The sequence below is a fragment of the Tritonibacter sp. SIMBA_163 genome (genome assembly GCF_046535935.1).
GTDB lineage: Bacteria > Pseudomonadota > Alphaproteobacteria > Rhodobacterales > Rhodobacteraceae > Epibacterium > Epibacterium scottomollicae.
The window spans coordinates 1-277 of the sequence record NZ_JAWJBP010000368.1 but is presented as its reverse complement, the minus strand read 5'-3'; the positions used below and the strand labels follow the sequence as shown (position 1 = coordinate 277).

Here is a 277-nt window from a genome sequence, read left to right as displayed (position 1 = left end):
GGGTCATATTCGGCTAGCTTTTCCAAATCATCCAAGATTTGCAACCAGATCGCACGTGGGTTCTCAGCTTTGGTGATTGCGTCACCAAGCGCCTCGATCTTGTTCCCTTGCACTCTCGAGCCAGACAGGCCCTGTCGCAGCAATTCCACGAAAGCGGCGCTATCCGCGTATCGTCTAACGCTAACCCGGATAGCGCCACCGGATCGCTGGGTGAGCGCCACGCATTCCCGTTCGATCAACGAATCTTGCTGGCCTTGCGCAGCAAGCCATTCGTCAC

The 277-nt window shown here is 56.3% G+C and carries 1 protein-coding gene; it reads right to left on the bottom strand.

What is annotated here, in order from left to right:
• Window positions 1–277 (bottom strand): hypothetical protein (locus tag R0J92_RS22755; protein ID WP_411053335.1); only part of this gene is annotated, 277 nt, incomplete at both ends.